Annotated in this window: 20 protein-coding genes, 1 tRNA gene and 1 other RNA gene; 13 read left to right on the forward strand and 9 right to left on the reverse strand. The window is 42.1% G+C overall.

All coding sequences use genetic code 11. The annotated features are described in order from the left end of the window. Positions 1-4: 4 nt before the first annotated feature. From TBC1_RS12650 to ffs, 7 genes are all read right to left on the reverse strand, one after another. Positions 5-1,333, reverse strand: a complete 1,329-nt coding sequence (locus TBC1_RS12650) for a UDP-glucose dehydrogenase family protein (protein WP_062043489.1) — start codon at positions 1,331-1,333, stop codon at positions 5-7. Positions 1,334-1,419: 86 nt separating this feature from the next. Then, the gene (locus tag TBC1_RS12655; RefSeq protein WP_062043492.1) at positions 1,420-1,998 is read right to left on the reverse strand and encodes a response regulator transcription factor; all 579 of its coding nucleotides are present in this window, start codon (positions 1,996-1,998) and stop codon (positions 1,420-1,422) included. A 10-nt stretch (positions 1,999-2,008) separates the two neighbouring features. Then, positions 2,009-2,734: a hemerythrin domain-containing protein gene (locus TBC1_RS12660; RefSeq protein ID WP_062043495.1), complete on the reverse strand. Its 726-nt coding sequence runs from the start codon at positions 2,732-2,734 to the stop codon at positions 2,009-2,011. A gap of 117 nt (positions 2,735-2,851) precedes the next feature. Further along, positions 2,852-2,924 (reverse strand) — tRNA-Lys (locus tag TBC1_RS12665). Between the two features lie 103 nt (positions 2,925-3,027). Then, positions 3,028-3,372 carry a cupin domain-containing protein gene (locus tag TBC1_RS12670; RefSeq protein ID WP_062043499.1) on the reverse strand — a complete coding sequence of 115 codons (345 nt, stop codon included), beginning with the start codon at positions 3,370-3,372 and terminating at the stop codon, positions 3,028-3,030. Continuing rightward, on the reverse strand, positions 3,369-3,980 hold the full coding sequence (locus TBC1_RS12675) for an L-threonylcarbamoyladenylate synthase (protein ID WP_062043502.1): 612 nt from the start codon (positions 3,978-3,980) through the stop codon (positions 3,369-3,371). The genes TBC1_RS12670 and TBC1_RS12675 overlap by 4 nt, the downstream gene beginning before the upstream one ends. Before the next feature lie 50 nt (positions 3,981-4,030). After that, an RNA gene (gene ffs / locus TBC1_RS12680) (signal recognition particle sRNA small type) lies at positions 4,031-4,130 on the reverse strand. Between the two features lie 104 nt (positions 4,131-4,234). On the opposite strand from ffs, the gene TBC1_RS12685 reads away from it, so the two are divergent. The 11 genes from TBC1_RS12685 (at position 4,235) to TBC1_RS12735 (ending at position 16,770) form a co-directional block, all read left to right on the forward strand. After that, complete coding sequence (locus TBC1_RS12685) at positions 4,235-4,810, forward strand: DUF4199 domain-containing protein (RefSeq protein ID WP_062043505.1); 576 nt, start codon at positions 4,235-4,237, stop codon at positions 4,808-4,810. Positions 4,811-4,825: 15 nt separating this feature from the next. Continuing rightward, entirely contained in the window at positions 4,826-5,761 is a 936-nt protein-coding gene (locus TBC1_RS12690) for a glycosyltransferase family 2 protein (RefSeq protein WP_062043507.1), read from the forward strand. Between the two features lie 24 nt (positions 5,762-5,785). Further along, positions 5,786-6,928, forward strand: coding sequence for a glycosyltransferase (locus TBC1_RS12695; protein WP_062043510.1), 1,143 nt, complete (start codon positions 5,786-5,788; stop codon positions 6,926-6,928). Between the two features lie 97 nt (positions 6,929-7,025). Next, positions 7,026-8,375, forward strand: a complete 1,350-nt coding sequence (locus tag TBC1_RS12700) for a DNRLRE domain-containing protein (protein WP_082189624.1) — start codon at positions 7,026-7,028, stop codon at positions 8,373-8,375. Positions 8,376-8,384: 9 nt separating this feature from the next. After that, positions 8,385-9,407 (forward strand): GHMP family kinase ATP-binding protein, encoded by a 1,023-nt coding sequence (locus TBC1_RS12705; RefSeq protein WP_062043515.1) that lies wholly within the window; start codon positions 8,385-8,387, stop codon positions 9,405-9,407. A 58-nt stretch (positions 9,408-9,465) separates the two neighbouring features. Beyond that, a complete protein-coding gene (locus tag TBC1_RS12710; protein ID WP_062043518.1) occupies positions 9,466-10,047 on the forward strand; it encodes a D-sedoheptulose-7-phosphate isomerase in 582 nt (193 codons plus the stop codon). Between the two features lie 5 nt (positions 10,048-10,052). Continuing rightward, positions 10,053-10,763 (forward strand): nucleotidyltransferase family protein, encoded by a 711-nt coding sequence (locus tag TBC1_RS12715; RefSeq protein ID WP_172668898.1) that lies wholly within the window; start codon positions 10,053-10,055, stop codon positions 10,761-10,763. Continuing rightward, the gene (locus TBC1_RS12720) at positions 10,747-11,313 is read left to right on the forward strand and encodes a D-glycero-alpha-D-manno-heptose-1,7-bisphosphate 7-phosphatase (protein WP_062043524.1); all 567 of its coding nucleotides are present in this window, start codon (positions 10,747-10,749) and stop codon (positions 11,311-11,313) included. Before TBC1_RS12715 ends, TBC1_RS12720 begins: the two co-directional genes overlap by 17 nt. Positions 11,314-11,315: 2 nt before the next feature. Further along, entirely contained in the window at positions 11,316-12,800 is a 1,485-nt protein-coding gene (locus tag TBC1_RS12725) for a sodium:solute symporter (protein ID WP_062043527.1), read from the forward strand. 135 nt (positions 12,801-12,935) lie between these two features. Next, positions 12,936-14,477: an IS1182 family transposase gene (locus TBC1_RS12730; protein WP_062040331.1), complete on the forward strand. Its 1,542-nt coding sequence runs from the start codon at positions 12,936-12,938 to the stop codon at positions 14,475-14,477. A 103-nt stretch (positions 14,478-14,580) separates the two neighbouring features. Further along, complete coding sequence (locus TBC1_RS12735; protein ID WP_062043530.1) at positions 14,581-16,770, forward strand: glutamine synthetase III family protein; 2,190 nt, start codon at positions 14,581-14,583, stop codon at positions 16,768-16,770. A gap of 150 nt (positions 16,771-16,920) precedes the next feature. On the opposite strand, the gene TBC1_RS12740 is transcribed toward TBC1_RS12735, so the two are convergent. Next, a complete protein-coding gene (locus TBC1_RS12740) occupies positions 16,921-17,271 on the reverse strand; it encodes a DUF2061 domain-containing protein (protein ID WP_062043533.1) in 351 nt (116 codons plus the stop codon). 240 nt (positions 17,272-17,511) lie between these two features. Between TBC1_RS12740 and TBC1_RS12750 the strand changes: the two genes are divergently transcribed. Beyond that, positions 17,512-18,690 (forward strand): DUF4831 family protein, encoded by a 1,179-nt coding sequence (locus TBC1_RS12750; protein WP_082189626.1) that lies wholly within the window; start codon positions 17,512-17,514, stop codon positions 18,688-18,690. A 17-nt stretch (positions 18,691-18,707) separates the two neighbouring features. Then, positions 18,708-19,307: a YIP1 family protein gene (locus tag TBC1_RS12755; RefSeq protein ID WP_062043542.1), complete on the forward strand. Its 600-nt coding sequence runs from the start codon at positions 18,708-18,710 to the stop codon at positions 19,305-19,307. A gap of 7 nt (positions 19,308-19,314) precedes the next feature. Here the strand turns inward: TBC1_RS12755 and kdsA are convergent, their stop codons facing one another. Then, a complete protein-coding gene (kdsA, locus tag TBC1_RS12760) occupies positions 19,315-20,148 on the reverse strand; it encodes a 3-deoxy-8-phosphooctulonate synthase (RefSeq protein WP_062043545.1) in 834 nt (277 codons plus the stop codon). Positions 20,149-20,158: the final 10 nt, after the last annotated feature.

Below are 20,158 nucleotides of genomic sequence, written 5' to 3' on the forward strand. Positions count from 1 at the left end.
GGAATTACGGCTTTTCTGTATTAACTCCAACGCAGAAGTATGAAAAGTCGAGTGACTTCAATTCAACCGCATCATAAATATTGCGTCCGTCAAAGATCACCGGGTTTTTCATCAATTTCCTGATCACTACCCAGTTCGGGTATCTGAATTCGGTCCATTCTGTCAGCAGGAACAAAGCATCCGAGTCTATTGTTGCTTCATAAGGGTCTTTGCAGTATTCGATTACTTCACCGATCCTTCTTTTAGACTCATGCATAGCCACCGGATCGTATGCTTTTACCCTGCACCCTTGTTTCAGCAGGTGGTCGATTATTACCAGCGAGGGGGCTTCACGCATATCGTCAGTTTGTGGCTTGAATGACAGACCCCAGATTGCAACGGTTTTACCCCTGACATCACCTGTGAAAAAGCTCATGAATTTGTTGAATAACAATGACTTCTGATCATCGTTCACGGCTTCCACCGCTTTCAGTATCCGCATGGAGTATCCAACCGTGTCAGCGGTCTTTATCAGTGCTTTTACGTCTTTTGGAAAGCAGGAACCTCCATAGCCAATGCCAGGGTATATAAATTTGTTGCCGATCCTTGTATCACTACCAATACCTTTGCGGACCATATTTACATCGGCACCCATGATTTCGCAAAGGTTAGCGATGTCATTCATAAAGCTGATCTTGGTTGCAAGCATGGCATTTGCCGCATATTTTGTCATTTCGGCAGAAGGGACATCCATAAAAATAACCGGGTGCCCGTTAAGTGTAAACGGTTTATACAGCCGGGCCATGATTTCCTGCGCTTTTTCAGATTCAACCCCTACAACAATCCGGTCGGGTTTCATAAAATCATTGATGGCGTCGCCTTCTTTGAGAAATTCGGGATTGGAAGCGACATCGAAAAAGATGCCAAGTTCACGCCTGTCAAGCTCTTCCTGAACTGCTGCCCGTACTTTTGCTGCAGTGCCAACGGGTACGGTACTTTTCGTTACCACTGTGATATGTTGATTCATATGCTGGCCAATGGTCCTGGCAACATCCAGCACATATTTCAGATCTGCACTGCCATCTTCATCCGGCGGGGTTCCCACAGCGATAAAGATTACGTCAGAATCATTCACACAACTGGGCAGGTCGGTTGAGAAATGTAACCTGCCTTTCTCGGTATTCCTGGCAATCATTTCATCGAGCCCGGGTTCGTAAATCGGGGAGATGCCTTTTTTCAGATTGTCGATTTTTTTCTGATCAATGTCTACACACACAACATTGATGCCTACTTCAGAGAAGCAGGTTCCGGTAACAAGACCGACATAACCTGTTCCAACTATAGTGATTTTCATAGAGTAAAGAATTTTCCAGCTTGTTTATTTGAAAGTAGCAAATGTACCAAATAGAAGTCAGGCTGCAAAAGCCGCATGCTTAAAAATCACAGATTTGCTTCCTCCAGTGTAATCATGCCGTTCAGGATGGCAAATACAGTGAGTCCCGCAGCAGTTTTGATTCCCAGTTTTCTGATGATGTTCTTCCTGTGCGTCAGCGCAGTATGCAGGCTCAGGTTCAGTTTTTCAGCGATATCCTTGTTGCTTGCGCCGAGAGCCAGCAGCCTTACTACTTCTTTTTCGCGTTTGCTGAGCTCTTTTTCCGGAGATGACATGTTTTCGTTTTCTTTTCCGGTTTGCAGCATCATCTTAATCTTTGCTGCAAGTTCAACAGGAGTCATGAAAAGTGAAAGATTCTGCTCATTCCCCGGCAGGTGGTTCTCCGAAAAAAGGAAAATCCCCTCAGGTTTACCTGATGTTACCAGCTGATGAAAACCAGCATCGTCGCTGAATTCTTCTCCTGCAATAATCAACTGAATATCATTGTTCTCAGAGAGGTCGGTTGCGGTTGTCAGATCGGCAGCAAGGAATATCTTTACGGGCAGATTAAGATCGGTAAGGCATTGTCTCAGACCAAGCCTGATTATGTGCGATTGCGATAGGATCAGAATCCCTTTTCGTTTCATGGTGCCTGAGTTAGTGGCGGTGCAGTTTTAATGCCGCTTCCATCATCCTTACTTTTGGAATCATGATCTTGTCCTCGATACGGGCATGTTCATTCAGGTCTTTCTCCAGCCAGTATAGTTCCGCTATAATCCGGTTGACCAGGTCAAAGTCGAAAGGCTGCGGAAGGTATTTTATCATGATGTTTTTGAGGTCATTCAGTTTCTCTTCAACATTGTCATGCTCGGTTTCATAATGGTGAATGGTATAGTCAGGAATCCCTGTTTCGGATTCTTCAGGATGGTTGAAGCGGTTTTCGATACCAAGTACATAGGGGAAGGTGACCTTCTCCTCACGCATGATGTGGTCGTTCAATTCCCTGCAGTAGGCGGCAAAAAACTTGTTTACCACTTTGAGTCCGGCGTTTTCGGGTTGCTGGCCGGAGCACAACCGGTCGATTAACTCCTGAATATATGGGATCTGATGGTTCAGGTAATAGTCATGGGTTTTCTGAAGGTATCTGACCAGTTGCTTCAATGAAAACCTGGTAAGATCATGCGCCGGGAAATAGCTTTCATCAAGAAATGAATTGAGGATTACAACCATGAATACCGGGTCAATGTCTTTCTTGTGGCAGATCTCACCAACGGTGACATCCCCAAAACCGGGTTGAATATCAAATCTTCCGATAACCCTCAGCAGGTTGTGGTTTTGTAGAATAGCTTCTGCCAGGTTGGTATTAGTACCGATGGTTTTCATGTCCGGAAAATGGTTTTTGAAAAAAGCGGGTTCTGCAAAGATAAATCAGAAAGTGCAGCTGGTAACGAGGTAAGAAGAGCCTAAAACAAAAAACCCGGCGAAAGCCGGGCTGTTTTGTGATCCCGCTGGGGCTCGAACCCAGGACCCCATCCTTAAAAGGGATGTGCTCTACCTGCTGAGCTACGGAATCGTTAAGGGACTGCAAAAGTACTGCTTTTATCTTTAGATGCAAATAATTTTTTCCGGTTTTTTCAGTGGCAATTGTAATGGCCTGAAATTGTGTAAAATAATTTTTAGATTTTATCGTGAATTTGGCCATGTATGGCCAGCCAGATGCATTCAGGAGACTTGCTGGTGTATGTTACCCTGTGCCTTTCGTGGGCGGGAATCAGCAGGTAATCGCCGGGTTTTAATGCGATTTCACCACTGTTCTCAAACAGGATACGGGCTTCGCCGGTGAGCAGTATAACCCACTCATCTTTTTCCTGGTTATACCATTCCGCTTCGGGTGTAATCTGACCCCTCGAAACAATGCGTTCAATCACGACATCACCGCTGGCAAGGATTTCAAACAACTCTTTGTCATCCGGAACGGCATTGCCGTGATGGAAAATATTTGCCGGGGATAAATTTTTCATTTCAGTATTCCTTTGCCTTCTCGCACTATCAGCGGTTCCTCACCGGTACAGTCAATGACCGTGGAGGCTTCATTGTCGCCATAACCACCATCGATCACTATGTCAACCATCTGATTGTACTTCTCATAGATTAATTCAGGATCGGTGGTATATTCTATGATTTCATCATCATCATGAATAGAAGTTGACATTATGGGGTGTCCGAGTTCTTTCACGATTTCCAGTGGAATATTATTGTCTGGGATACGGATACCTACTGTTTTCTTTTTGCTTTGGATCAGTTTTGGCACATTATTGCTTGCATTAAGGATAAACGTGAAAGGGCCGGGGAGATTTTTACGCATCATTTTGAAAATCTCGTTGCTGATCGGGCGACTGTAGTCGGCCAGTTGGCTCAGGTCATTACAGATAAAAGAAAAGTTGGCTTTATCGGCTCTGATTCCTTTGATTTGTGCAATGCGCTCCACCGCCCTGGATTTGAAAATGTCGCAACCAAGCCCGTAGACGGTATCAGTGGGATAAATGATAATCCCTCCGTCCATAAGGCATTCAGCCACTGTTCTGATCTGACGCGGGCTGGGGTTTTCAGGGTATATTTTAAGCAACATGGCACGAGCTTTTATACAAAAATACGCTTTTTAACCAAAAGGGCATAAAAAAAGGGTAAGCTACTTACATCGCACCGCTACAACCATTTACCCTTGCTTCATTCCTGACCTGGGGGAGTTCAATGGGAGCTGGTCGTATAAGACTTACCCGCTGCAAAGATACGAATTTTATCGTTTTTATATAAAAATGATGCTCTATTTTTCCCTGCAACACAGATTTACTACATTTGCAGGAAACACTAATACCATTAATCATGGAAAACTTTGTTGAAAACCAGGCCGATGAGCCCATTGCCAAAGCGAAAATTTCACTGGTGAACCATGCCTTGCGCTATGGACTATATACCGCCGCAGCTTTTGTTTTGTTTTCGCTGCTGCTTTACAGTGTTGATGTAAGCCGAACCGGGTGGGTCAATTACCTGTCTTTTGTCATCCTGATTATAGGCATTGTAATAGCGACCATTGCTTACCGGGACAAAATCAACAGCGGATTTCTGTCATACGGACGGTGTCTGTCCATTGGTGTGCTGATCAGCTTAGTTGTAGGAATAGTAATGGCTATATACAGCTATGTTTTTTTCACTTATTTTGATCCCGGAGCGCTGGATAAATTATTGGAGGCTTCGGAACAGGAAATGATAAATCGGGGAATGTCAGATGAAGAGATTGATTTGGCTATGCCCTTTACCGAAAAAATGATGTCTCCGGTTTTTCTGAGCATCACTTCACTGCTTTCCATGGTACTTTATGGAACTGTATTTTCCTTGATCACCTCCATTTTTATCAAGAAAGAGGATAATAGTTTTGAAGGTGCGTTTCGCGAATCTTAATAAACTTCAGACAAGATGGATTTGTCAGTTTTAGTACCGCTTTATAACGAAGAGGAGTCACTTCCGGAATTGATTGCCTGGATAGAGCGGGTGATGTTGGAGAATAATTATTCCTATGAAATTATATTGGTTGATGATGGCAGCAATGATAATTCATGGAATGTGGTTAAGCAGTTGAAGGCCTCCAATGAAAGGATTCGCGGTATTCGTTTCAGGCGGAATTACGGAAAGTCAGCTGCCCTTAATAAAGGTTTTGAAGTCGCCGTGGGTAATGTGGTCATTACCATGGATGCTGACTTGCAGGACAGTCCTGATGAAATTCCCGGGTTGTACAGGATGATCACCGCAGAAGGCTTTGATCTGGTATCCGGATGGAAGAAAAAGCGGTACGATTCGAAAATTACCAAGAATATTCCTTCGAAGATATACAATGCTGCTGCGCGCAGGATGTCTGGCGTAAAGCTTCATGATATGAATTGCGGTCTGAAAGCCTACCGGAAGGAGGTCGTCAAGTCAATTGAGGTTTACGGTGAAATGCACCGTTATATTCCTGTAATTGCAAAGTGGGCCGGGTTCCGGAGAATCGGAGAAAAGGTTGTATCGCATCAGAAGCGTAAATATGGTGTGACGAAATTCGGCTGGGAACGTTTTATTAATGGCTTTCTTGACCTGATTTCCATAATGTTTGTTTCCCGTTTTGGTAAAAAGCCTATGCATCTGTTCGGCGCTTTGGGAAGTCTGTTGTTTTTTACCGGTTTTATTATTGCAGGATATCTGGCTTATGCCAAACTGTTTCTTGCCGGATATAAAATGACAGAACGGCCGCTATTCTATTTGGGTCTGCTTGCCATGGTGCTGGGTACGCAACTTTTTGTTGCGGGCTTCCTTGGAGAACTCATTAGCCGCAGCTCAAGTGACAGAAATCATTACCTGGTGGAAGAAGAATTTTAATTCTTTTAAATTGATTATACCCCGATGGAGCAAGCCCGAAAAAAAGTAGTGATTATTGGTTCGGCTTATCCGTTGAGAGGAGGGCTTTCAAATTTTAATGAACGCTTGGGTGAAGAGTTTCTCGCAGAGGGTTGGGATGTTATACTCTATACTTTTTCATTGCAATATCCGTCTTTTCTGTTTCCCGGGAAAACTCAACTCAGTTCGGAGTCTTATAAGGGGAATCTGAATATTAAAGTTGCCGTTAATTCAATTAATCCGATTAATTGGATCCGGGTTGGAAGAGAATTAAAACACCTTAAACCAAATCTCGTTGTCATTAAGTTTTGGATTCCTTTTATGGCACCATGCTTAGGTACAATAGCCAGAATTGTCAGAAAAAACGGAATTACGAAAGTTGTAACAATCATTGACAACATTATCCCTCATGAAAAAAGACCAGGGGATAGATTGCTTGCAAAATATTTCACTGGAAGTATAGATGGTTTTGTTGCCATGTCAAGGAAAGTACTGAACGATATTTCACTTTTTGATACTTATAAACCCAGAATATTCACTCCTCACCCTATTTATGATAATTTCGGGAAATCAGTTTCCACAGAAGAGGCCGTTAAGCTTTTGAATTTAGATCCTTCGTACCATTATATTCTGTTTTTTGGATTTATAAGGGATTATAAGGGCTTGGACATTCTTATCAAAGCAATGTCGAATCCGGAAATTGCAAATTTGAGAATTAAGTTGCTTGTAGCTGGCGAGTTTTACAGCGAACCACAGACATATTTGGATTTAATTCAGGAGTATGATGTGGAGAATAGTATTATACTTTCAAATGATTTTATCCCTGATAGTGAGGTTTTTAAATATTTTTCTGTATGTGACCTCGTTGTCCAACCATATAAGAGTGCAACACAAAGCGGAGTTACCCAGATTGCCTATCATTTTGATAAACCTATGGTCATCACAAATGTGGGTGGGCTCGAGGAGTTTGTGCCTAATGGCAAAGTTGGTTTTGTTGTAAATCCTTTACCGGAAGAGGTTGCGGATGCAATAGTCAGATTCTACAAAAATGATCTTGGTGATTTATTTTTGCGAAATATAAGAATTGAAAAAAATAAATATTCATGGAATTATTTTTTAAACAATATTAGATCGCTTTTTAACTTGTAATATTTATTTCTTACTTTTGAAAAAAGATAGCATCATATTTACGGGTTTTATTGTTGCTACTCAATATATTTTTTTAGTATTTTAATATTTATTTATTATGAAAACAAAATATTTTACCAGGATGCTTCTCATCTCTCTGATTATTTTATCTCAAGAAATGATATACGCACAGGTGGAAATCAGGATCAGGCCAGGTATTGAAGACAATAAGGATGCATATGTGAATTCATTATATGTTTATGGATACTCAAATCATCAGAGCTTAATTGCTTCAGCCTGGTCATATTACGGTGAATTTGGTATAGGCAGGAGCTTCATTGATTTTAGCTTACCATCATTGCCGGATTCAATTACTAATTTTAGTGCCAGATTAGACCTTTACTATGATTATTCTGCGACCCATGTTGGACATTATGGAGATAATTCCTGCGTAATCGAAAGAATCATTCAGCCCTGGGATGAAAATTCAATTGATTGGTTTAACCAGCCAGAAGTTACAACTGTTTCATCAGTTATAACTAGTCCTACTTTATATGAAAATCAAAATCTTATAGGAATTAATGTAACTGATTTAATAGATGATATGTATGAGGATGCACAGAATAGTTACGGATTAAGACTTAGCCTTCTTGCTGAGAACTTATACAGGAGCCTGATTCTAGCTTCGGGTGATCATCCTGATGAAAATATAAGGCCATGCTTGGTTATTAGTTACGACACCTGTATAAAGCCGATCGACAGATTTCATTTTGAGGTAGAAGACCTTCATTGTAGTTTTCAATATAATGATCATTCGGTAAATTCCTGGAATTGGAATTTTGGTAACGGTTACGGATCATATTTGCAAAATCCTGAGTATACATTTGCTGATGAAGGGACATATTATGTCTGCCTCGAGGTAGCTAACAGTTGCGATACGGTATTAATTTGCGATTCAGTTATTGTGTGTCAGGCTATTCTACCTTCTTTTACTTATTTGGTGCAGGATAGTCTTCATGTTAAATTTTTCAATCAAAGCGTTGGTGTTGATGATTTTTATTGGGATTTTGGTAATGGATATTTTTCCTTTCTCGAAAACCCGGAATTTCTTTTTTCAGAGGGTGGTAAGCATATTGTATGTCTTTCTTTAATAAATGAATGCGGCTTGAGTTTAATTTGCGACACGATCAATTTGAGTCCTTCATTAGGCTTTGAGAATATTGAATTGAATACTGATATCCTGGTTTATCCAAACCCTGCTACAGATGTTATTTTTGTGCAATCTGGTTCAAGAAAAATTCATAGAGTTGAATTATACAATGACCTTGGTATACTAGAAGATGTATATTCCCTTTCAACTGTTGGCTTCAAATATACTTTACCTTTGCAGAACAGAACTTCTGGGCTATATATTTTAAGGTTAGTTACAGAAGATGGTTGTTTTACAAAGCGAGTTATTGTTCTTTAACAAATTTTCATGATTATCAGAAGCAAAGCGCCGCTCAGGCTTGGGCTTGCCGGAGGAGGTACAGATGTTGCCCCATATTCAGACATTTATGGTGGAGCTATATTAAATGCTACCATAAGTATGTATGCGTATGCAACAATAATTCCTCGTTCTGATGGGAAGATAATTCTGAATTCGATCGATAAGGCTGAAACTTATGAGTTTGATGCCAGGAAACGTCTCTCGATTTCCGGAACTTTGGATTTACACAGAGGAATTTACAACTCGATCATAAAGAATTTTATTGGAAAACCTCTTTCTTTTTCCTTATCCACATACGTTGATGCTCCTCCGGGATCAGGATTAGGAACTTCATCCACTCTTGTTGTGGCGATCATCGGTGCATTTGCTGAATGGCTGAAATTACCCTTAGGAGAGTATGATCTGGCTAAACTTGCATACGATATAGAAAGAGTTGATTTGCTAATGGCCGGTGGTAAACAGGATCAATATGCCGCAACCTTTGGCGGAGTGAATTTTATGGAATTCTCGGCCAATGATAAGGTCATTGTCAACCCTCTTCGCATCAAAGATGTGTATCTTAATGAACTGGCCCATAACCTGGTATTGTTCTACACACAAACCAGCCGCCTGTCATCCAAAATTATTGAAGCGCAATCGAGAAACGTTGTCAACAATAACCAAAGTTCCATAGATGCAATGCATCAGTTGAAACTGCAGTCGGTGATGATGAAAGAAGCATTGCTGCGCGGCGATCTTGACAAAATCGGTGAAATCCTGGATTTTGGATGGAAATTTAAAAAGCAGATGGCAGATGAAATTTCCAATCCTTTTATTGATCAGCTCTATGAAACCGCCCGTGAGAACGGGGCAACAGGAGGGAAGATCAGCGGTGCAGGTGGTGGAGGTTTTATGATCTTTTACTGCCCGGGTGAAACCAGATCTAAAGTAATCAGTGCCCTCAAAAAGTTTGGCGTGGAAGCCAAGCGCTATGAATTCACCGGCGCAGGCCTTACCACATGGACCATCTGATCAGCAACTCAAAGCATACCCGTTTCTGCTTTTACCTATATTTGCAAAAAATAATACTATGCAGACCAGAATTCGTGAGGTTTTCCGTTCTTCCATCGATGTAAAGGAGTCGATTTTGCAGGATGACAACTTGCTTAAATCAATTGAAGCAGCCACTCGCACTATTATAGAAGCCTTTCGTATGAGCAGAAGTGTTCTTTTCTGCGGAAATGGAGGCAGCGCCGCTGACGCCCAGCATTTGGCTGCCGAATTTTCAGGCCGCTTTTATTATGACCGGCCTCCCCTGAATTCGGAAGCCCTGCATGTGAATACCAGCTATCTGACAGCTGTTGGAAACGACTACTCTTTTGATGAAGTTTATGCCCGTATCGTGAGGGCAAAAGCAAAAAAAGGCGATGTATTGGTGGCCCTTTCCACTTCAGGAAATTCTGAAAATATCCTCAGGGCCATTCAGGCTGCCGGTGATGTGGGAATGACCGTAATAGGAATGACGGGGCAAAGCGGTGGAAAAATGAAGGATAAATGTGATGTCCTTATCAATGTACCTTCGGCTGATACCCCCCGGATACAGGAAGCTCACATTACCATCGGGCATATTATCTGCGAACTTGTTGAATCTGCATTATTTCCGCGCCACTGATGTTCATGGCATATCCCGATATCGTTATTCTTGCCGGCGGACTGGGTACCCGTCTGAATCAAGCGGTTCCTGATACCCCCAAACCCATGGCGCCCGTCAACGGGAAACCCTTTCTTCAATATCTGCTCAATCATATCAATGCAGCCGGCTTCAGGCGGGTAATTCTTTCAACCGGTTATATGAGTGAAAAGATTGAATCCTATTTTAAAAACAAGTATAAAGATCTGGAGTTGCTTTATTCGGTCGAAGATGAACCTTTGGGGACAGGAGGCGCTGTGCAGCTGGCATTTCAAAAGGTTCAGACACCTCATTTTATGGTTATAAACGGAGATACGTTTTTCCGGATTAACCTGGATTTGTTGTTTCAAAAGCATATTGAGCAACTGGCCGATGTCACCATGGCCCTCCGGTGGGTGGAAGATGCATCCCGATACGGCTCGGTTGAATTCGACCGGAATAACCGAATTCTGAAGTTTACCGAGAAATCGGAAATGCCAAAGCCAGGGTATATCAACGGAGGAATATATGTGATTTCTTCCCGTTTTTTCAAAGCGCAGGCTTTGCCCGGAAAATTCTCCCTGGAAAGGGATTTGTTTGAAAGCAAACTGGATTCAGGCAACACTTACGGCCATATTTTTAGTGATTATTTTCTGGATATCGGAATTCCGGCCGATTATCACCGGGCTCAAACTGAATTTCATGCATTTGAAAATTGACAAATCCTGGACCTTGTTTCTCGATCGTGACGGTGTCATCAATAAACGACTGCCGGGTGATTACGTTAAAGCCCCTGAGCAGTTTATATTTATTGAGGGCGTACTGGAAGCTTTCCGTACCTTTTCATCAGTGTTTAAACATATTATTGTTGTAACCAATCAACAGGGAATAGGGAAGGGGCTGATGACCACAGGCCAGCTTGACCTGATACATAATAAGATGATGAATGAGATAACCTTGAATGGTGGCCGGGTTGACGGAATTTTTTATGCACCGGCTCTTGATTCCCAAGGCTCTTTCCTTCGTAAACCTTCTGTTGGTATGGGTTTATTGGCCAGAAAACAGTTTAAGGATATCTTGTTTAAAAAGAGTGTTATGGCCGGAGATTCTGTAAGCGATATGATTTTTGGAAACCGGCTCGGAATGAAAACAGTATTGATCGGGGATTGCATTTTAGCAAAACAGCACCCGGAACTTGTTGATTTCGTTTATCCTGATTTGCTTACCTTTGCAAACACGATAGATTCTAATATTAAGTTAAAGAGCTGATAGTGAATCCTGTAATTATTCTTACGGTTTTTATTTCCTATTCAGCATTGCTTTTTCTAATCGCCGGAATTACCGGCCGTCGTTCCACTAACGATACGTATTTTACAGGTAACCGGAATTCTCCCTGGTATATTGTTGCTTATGGGATGATTGGCGCGTCTCTCAGTGGGGTCACCTTCATTTCAATACCAGGGGAAGTGGGTGCTTCAGGATTTTCATATATGGTTCTGGTATTGGGTTATTTACTTGGATATGCATTTATTGCCCAGGTTTTACTCCCCGTTTATTATGGACGTAAACTCACTTCTATCTATACTTATCTTGAACAAAGATTCGGGCCATATACCTATAAAACCGGTGCTTCATTTTTCATTCTTTCGCGCAGCATCGGCTCGTCGTTCCGGGTTTTTCTTGTGGTTAACGTACTTCAGATTTTTGTATTTGATAATTGGGGAATTCCATTTGCTGTGAATGTAGCATTGTTTATGGGGCTGATTTTGCTATATACATTCAGAGGAGGAATCAAAACAGTTGTCTGGACAGATACGCTGCAAACAACCTTTATGCTTGCAGCAGTTATTGTCTCGGTTACGATAATTTCAAGGGATATGGAGATGAGCCTTGGTGCGCTGATCAATCAGGTCCATAAAAGTGATTTTTCCCGGATGTTTTTCTCTGAAATTAATGACAAACGTTTCTACCTTAAACAGTTTTTCAGCGGTGCATTTATTGCAGTGGTTATGACAGGTCTTGACCAGGACATGATGCAGAAAAACCTCACTTGCCGTAATCTTAAGGATGCAAAGAAGAATATTTATCTGATGAGTTGGTCCCTAGTTCCGGTCAATCTGCTTTTTCTTTTCCTTGGTGCATTGCTATACCTGTATGTTCAAAAAATGGGAATAACTCTGCCTCAGCGCTCTGATGACCTGTTCCCTCTGATTGCATTAAAGCATCACGGAGCCTTTGCCGGTGTGGTTTTTCTGATCGGATTGGTTGCAGCGGCATATTCAAGTGCCGACGGGTCACTTACCGCATTGACAACATCATTTAGCATCGATATTCTAGGACTTGGGAAAAATCAAAAACTGTCTGACAGGGGAAAAGTCAATATAAGAATGACCGTTCATTTATGTTTTGCGGTTTTCCTGACAGGTTTGGTCGTCCTGTTTCGCTCAATCAGCGATCAGTCTGTAATCACCAAGTTATTTACGATTGCCGGTTATACATATGGGCCCTTACTCGGATTATATGCTTTCGGTCTTTTTACAAAACGTAGGGTTGTTGACCGCTATGTGCCGGTAATTGCATTGTTTTCACCGGTTTTGAGCTACTTGCTCAGCGTAAATTCTATGCATTGGTTCAATGGTTATAAATTCGGTTTTGAGTTATTGATATTTAACGGATTGATAACATTCCTCGGTTTATTGTTTATTTCAGAAAACCACAATAGCCAATCCGGGAACTCTGAATTGAACATAAACTAGGGAATGGTGCAAGAACTCAGACTGTCTAAAAACCCCGTATCATCTCCCGAAAAAAACAGCATAAATTTTCAATAATGAATGTCGTAATAATCCAATAATAAGTTGTACATTTAATGCGTAAACAACACAACTTAAATGAAGTACCAACAAGGACAGGACAGGGAACAGCTGCATATCTTTCCAATGAGTATGGAAGCTGCCATCAGTTCCGACAATGAGGTGCGGATGATCGAACTGTTTGTGGAAAGCCTTGATATTAAGTCACTTGGATTCAAGGTTGATCACATGGAGAACGGTCGCCCGGCCTATCACCCCAAGGACTTGCTCAAGCTCTTTCTGTATGGCTATATGAACAGGATCCGCTCGTCACGTGAGCTGGAGAAGGAAACCAGACGCAACATCGAAGTGATGTGGCTGCTCAAAGGCCTGAACCCCGACCACAACACCATCAGTAACTTCCGCAGAGATAACCCCAACGCCATTAAAAAAGTGTTCAGAGCAACAGTTGCCCTGGCAAAGCACTTCAACCTGATTGGCGGCAAACTGCTGGCCGGCGACAGCACCAAACTCAGGGCACAGAACTCCAAGAAAAACAATTTCAACGAAAAGAAAATCCAGCGCCATTTAGATTATATCGAGAATAAACTGGGAGAATATGAGAAGCAATTAGCTGAAAATGATGGCGATAAAGAAAAAGAGCAAGAACTAAAGCAACAAATTGAAACACAGCAGCAACGCAAGCAATCCTACGAAAACATCCAGAAGCAGCTGGTAGAAAGCGGTGAAGTTCAGGTTTCAACCTCAGACCCTGAGAGCCGTCAGATGATTACCCGCAACAACATCACCGAAGTAGCCTACAATGTGCAAACCACAGTGGACGATCAGCACAACATTCCGATTGATTACAAAGTAACCAATGAGAATGATTCAAAAGCCATGGGCGATATGTTGCGCCGGGCAAAAGTCATTGTTGGAAACAATACATTTACAGCCCTTTACGACAAAGGTTACCACACAGGCAGTGAATTTGAGAAAGCAGCAGAGCTAGGCGTTGAGGTGTTGGTAGCTATTCCTGCTGTGGCCGCCAATGCACCCGATGAAGCCTACAATGTGGAGCATTTTCGTTATGAAGCAGCAGGAGACTATTATGTTTGTCCACAGGGATCGGAATTACACACCAATGGCACCTGGTATCAAAGCAAAGCAGCACCTTTTAAACAATACAAAACACCTGACTGTAAAACATGTCCGGTGAGGGAGTTATGCACTACATCCATCAAGAACGGAAAGATCGTCCAGCGCAATAAATATGTTGAATACATAGAAGCCAACAAGATTCGCATCCAACATAACCAGAACTATTACCGCCGACGACAGGCCATTGTGGAACATCCCTATGGCACAATAAAAAGGCAATGGGGCTTCAATTACATCATGACCAAAAAAAGCATCAAACGTGCCTCGGCCGATGTAGGATTGGTATTCACGGCCTACAATTTGCGCAGAATTTTGAATATCATTGGAAAAGAAGCACTTAGGTGTTTTCTTGTTGATTTTTTGATGTATATTGTCGTCTTTTGGGCTTTATTAGAGCATTTTTGGCGCATGCAAAAAAATCAGCTTCAAGTTTCGCTTGAAAAATCAAGTTGTTTAGAACCTAAGTATTTGTTAATTTAGCAGTGTAAAATTGAAGTAAAATGAGAATTAAAGGAGGTTTTTAGACGGACTGAACTTTTTTTAAATTGAATTGTTTGAGACATATTTATTCTAATTCTGACATATGAGCAACATCAGATTTAAAGCCCTTGAACTTGCCATGACAAGGTCTCGCAGGCAGATGGATATATTTCCTGATAAAGTATCCGATTATTTCGGAGAATTGGCCTTCAGTAAGGCGGTAATGCGTGATTACATGTCGCGTGAAGCCTACCACTCTGTGATGCGCGCTGCTGAAACCGGAGAAAGAATTGATCGTGGTGTTGCCGACCAGGTCGCATCCGCCATGAAAGCATGGGCACTGAGCAAAAAGGCGACACACTTTACACATTGGTTTCATCCGCTTACCGGAGCAACTGCAGAAAAGCACGACGCCTTTATTCAGCCTTCCGGCGACGGAAAAGCTATAGAAATGTTCAATGCCAATGAGTTGATTCAGCAGGAACCTGACGCTTCGAGCTTTCCCAGCGGTGGTATTCGCAATACCTTTGAAGCAAGAGGTTACACTGCATGGGACCCGACCTCGCCTGCATTCATTCTCGACCGTACGCTCTGTATCCCAACTATTTTTGTTTCCTATACCGGAGAAGCGCTTGATTATAAAACTCCGCTGTTGAAAGCCTCTCTGGCATTAGATAAGGAAGCTGTTGCAGTGTGTAACTATTTCGATAAAAACATTAACAGGGTTTATGCGACATTAGGCTGGGAGCAGGAATATTTCCTAGTAGACACTGCTCTATACAATGCCAGGCCTGACCTGGTTCTGACAGGAAGGACACTTTTCGGCCATTCAAGTGCAAAGGATCAGCAACTGTCTGATCATTATTTTGGAATTATTCCTGAAAAGGTAATTGATTTCATGCGGGAGTTCGAATATGAAGCTCACAGGTTGGGTATTCCTGTCAGAACCCGGCACAACGAGGTGGCTCCTAATCAGTTTGAATGTGCACCGGTTTACGAAGAGGTAAATGTAGCGGTTGACCATAACCAATTGCTTATGCATTTGCTGGAGAAAGTCAGTAAGCGGCATGGTTATACTGTTTTGTTGCACGAAAAACCTTATGCCGGAGTGAACGGATCTGGAAAACACAACAATTGGTCAATGAGCACTGACCTTGGTGAAAACCTGCTTTCTCCGGGAAAAACGCCGAAATCTAACCTGAGATTTTTAACTTTCCTTGTTAATATCCTGAAAGCACTTGATACCAATGCCGATATCCTTCGTGCTTATATTGCCTCGGCAGGGAACGACCTCAGGCTGGGAGCTCATGAAGCACCTCCTGCCATTATTTCTGCCTTTATTGGTACACAACTTACCGAGACACTTGACCTGATTGAAAAACTCGGTAAAAAGGCGCTTTCAAAAACCGGTGAAAGCAATGGAAATAACATCAATATCCCTCGCATCCCAGAGATATTGATGGATAATACCGATCGCAACCGTACTTCTCCTTTCGCGTTTACCGGTAATAAATTTGAATTCAGGGCCGTTGGTTCATCGTCAAGCTGTGCAAAACCAATGATTGTGCTGAACCTTATTGTTGCAGACCAGCTGAAGAAATTCAGAAATGATGTTGATAAATTGATTGCTGAAAAAGTCAGGAAGGAGGAAGCAATTCTTCAGGTCATCAGCCGTTACATTGCAGAATCGAGAAGGATAAGGTTTGAAGGTAACAGCTACAGTGAAGAGTGGATTAAGGAGGCTGCCAAACGTGGCCTGTCAAACATTCCTGATACCCCTCATGCCATGAAATCTCTGCTCCGGAAAGAGGCAATCCGGATATTTGAAGAACACAATGTTCTGACGGAGCGCGAAATAAGGGCCCGATATGAAATCAAGCTGGAGAATTATGTGAGAAAAATCCAGATCGAATCACGTGTAATGGGAGACCTGGCTATAAATCATATTATTCCGATTTCAATACGTTATCAGAATCAATTGATTGATAATGTTAAGGGTCTTAAGGAGGTGCTGGATAACAAAACTTATGTTGCCCTCTCAAAGAATCAGTTGGATACAATAAGGGAAATCAGCGAGCATATTTCCATAATCCGCGACCGTGTTATTAAAATGACTGAGGCCCGGAGGCTGGTTAACCGTATTACTGATATTGAGAAGCAAGCTGTTGCATATAAAGAAAAGGTGCTGGTGTTCTTTGATGAAATCAGATACCATGCCGATAAGCTTGAGCTGATGGTGGATAATGAAATCTGGCCATTACCCAAATATCGTGAGTTGCTCTTTATCCGATAAGGTTAACCCATTTATCTCAATAAGTCTGATAATAGCCATACCCTGCATCCTTGAGTGCAGGGTTGGTTTTTTTATTATCGGAATACAGAACGTGCAGGAGCATTTGATTGTCAGATGTGCATTGGTGACAATCCCGGAAGAATCTGCTGATTATTTGTGAGCCTTGCGGTAGGCCCGTTTCCAGGCTCTCCTGGCCCAGTAATTTCGTCTCCAGTATTTGCCCCAGTTAATTCCTGACCATATCCTTTCATGAAAATAATAAATAGTCAGTTTTACCGTAAAATCGATAATACTGATCAGGGAAGCGTCGCCAAGGCTTTCATTCAGCGTACGTTTGGTTGTGCTGCGGAAAATAATAAAGAAAACAAAAAACATTACCCCGGAAGCGAGCAAACGGTAAGTCAATGCCTTGATAAAACTCCGTTGCGGGCTGTCGCGGAATAGTGTTTCATCTTCAATATTTTGTGTTTTATTTCGTTTCCGGCCGGTAACTGCGCTCATAAGTGCAAAAATTTTGTGCCAAATTTACAAAATTACCTCTTTCACGATTGAAATAAACCGGTTGGCTGTTTTTGATGTTCAAGGGCTCAGTCAAGTTTTTAGTTATATTCCGGTAAAGGAAATATCCGGTAAAGGAAATATCTGATCCTTGAAATACAAGCCGGAAGTTCGCAATCAGGGGTAATAAATACATTCTGATTTGTGAAAATAGACTAATTTTGAGCAAAATATTCTGAAAGCATGAAAAATAGAGGTTTATCTTCATTGATTATTCCCGTTATCTTTCTGGCTCTCCTGCCAGGGGCGACATCAGGACAGGTTCACGTGGTTCCTTTTGGCAAAGGAATGCCTCCTGTTGAGCAAAATGGAATTATCTATGCCCTCCCAAGAAATGTTATCAAAGTGCAACTTGCAGTTTCGAAAACAGAAACGTTTAAGGGACCTTATGCTGATTTCGCTGTTAAGTATTTAGGCCTTTCTTCTTTTATTTCAAAGAATTCTGTTGAATATTCCATCGCTGAAGTAAGTCTGGAGGTGCTTGCTGAAACAGACCCCGGGCAATATTATTTTATAGAGTTGGATGAGAAGGCAAAGTCGGGAAGATCTCTTCTTTTTGCGATGAATGAGCAGGGTTTTATCAGCGGATATGCTGATGCATCAAAAGTGCCTGGCCGGAGAAAACAGACTGCGGACGGTAAACCACTGGCATCAGGTGCCGTTTCTCCGTTTATCGACCTGCTTCAGCCTAAAATACTTGAGAAGGTTGATACCATTATCCGCCGGATCAGTGTGGATACAAGTACTTTTGAGGATATCTTTATAAAACGGAGTATCTCCGAAAGATCGACCGAACAGCTGGCAAAGGAAACTGCTGAACTGATCAGAAAAATCGACGATAACAAATTCAACCTGATTACAGGATATCAGGAGGTGAATTATTCAAAGGATGCTTTGGAATTCATGATTTCGCAACTTGAAAAGACAAAGCAGGAATATCTGGCGCTGTTCAGGGGAGTGAGCCACACTTCTGTCACAAAGCATGTTTTTTATGTCACCCCTGGTAATAACCCGGAAGGAATGCTTGAAACCATTTGCGGTTTTTCAGGATCAGAAGGAATTACTGCGCGTAATACTCCCGGTGCTGAGTCAGTTAGCCTGTTGATTGAATCGATGAATCAGATATCTTCAATAAGAGAATTTATCACTCAAAGGGAAGTGCCTTCTAAAGGGAAACGGGGGCTGTATTACAGGATACCGGAGAAAGCCCGGATCAGCCTGAAGTCCGGTAACCGGGTTTTAGAGCAGAAAGAAGCAATGATCAGTCAGTTGGGTGTGGTCACATTCCTTCCTGCAGGGATATTTTCCAATGTTAAACTGAACCCGTTGTCAGGGGGCATCGAACTTATCTCCTCTGAGTAATACCATTGATCTGGCAGATGAACCGGAGTGCATTTTTTGAGAGGTTAAAGAACCTGCTGCTTTTTCCTGTTTACGAATGGAAGGTGATAAGCCTTGAAAAGAGGGCGCTCAGTGATGTATTTACAACTTATGTCTGGCGTTTAATCCTTGCAGGCGGCTTTGCCCAGTTTATAGGGAGTTTTTTCTATGTAAGAAATGTACTAGATATTGATGCCTACAGATTCTCATTTCCGTTGGTACAGGCCTTAATCTATGTTGCAGTCCAGTTTCTGGTAATCATAGTTGGTTCACTTTTCATCAGGGGGATTGTTTTCAGGTTCAAATCTGAAAAGAGTCTGATTAAAGCAGTCAAACTGTTTGCTTTTTCTTACACTCCTGTTCTGATTGTTTTTATAATTGCAAACCTGCACCAGGTTTTGTTAATTGCCCTTTTGCCCGGAGTTTATGCGATATACCTCTTCTGGACCGGTTGTCAGGAAATGCTTTCAACTCCTAAAACCAGGAGGCTTTCATTTTCAATGATTTATATGATTGTTACCCTGGGATTGCTATTTATTTTTACCAGAATGTTCGGGTATCTGTCATCATTGATATTCACAGGCTTTGACGGAGTTTAATTTACTTTTATTGGGTGCGAAGATATGCCTGGCGTATCATAACCAGATCGCTTAATAGTTTTTCCAGTAAGTTGATATTCAGCATGTTTGCACCATCGGATTTGGCATTGGACGGGTCCGGATGTGTTTCAAGAAAAATGCCATCCACGCCTGCCGCTATGCCTGCTCTGGCAATTGTGGATATCATTGCCGGCTTGCCTCCGCTAATACCACCCGGCTGGTTCGGCTGTTGAAGTGAATGGGTGATATCCAGTATAACAGGGTGTCCGAATTCCTGCATTGCCGGAATTCCACGCATGTCAATTACCAGGTCCTGGTATCCGAACATGCTTCCCCGATCAGTAATCATTACATTATTGTTCCCGGTTCCGGTGACCTTTTCTACAGCAAATTTCATTGATTCCGGTGCCAGGAACTGTCCCTTTTTAATGTTTACCCACTTGCCGGTTTTTGCAGCCGCTTCCAGCAGGTCAGTCTGCCGGCATAAAAATGCCGGGATTTGCAGGATATCAACATAACGGGATGCAACTTCTGCTTCCTGCGCTGAATGAATATCTGTGATTACCGGCAAATCCAACTGACTTTTCACCCTGGCAATGCTTTCAAGGGCTGCAATATCGCCGATCCCGCTGAAGGAATCCTGCCTCGACCGGTTGGCTTTTCTGTAGGAAGCTTTAAAAATAAACGGTATTTCAAGTCTATCAGTAATTTCCTTGATTACCAAAGCGATTTCAAGTGGCATATCATGGTTTTCAACCACGCAAGGACCGGCAATCAGAAAAAAGTTGCCGTTATTATATTGCCTGATGCCAGGTATGTCGGGAGTTGTTTTTATAGTCATGGTTTAATTT

Origin of the sequence: Lentimicrobium saccharophilum, from assembly GCF_001192835.1 — a bacterium.
Classification (GTDB): domain Bacteria; phylum Bacteroidota; class Bacteroidia; order Bacteroidales; family Lentimicrobiaceae; genus Lentimicrobium; species Lentimicrobium saccharophilum.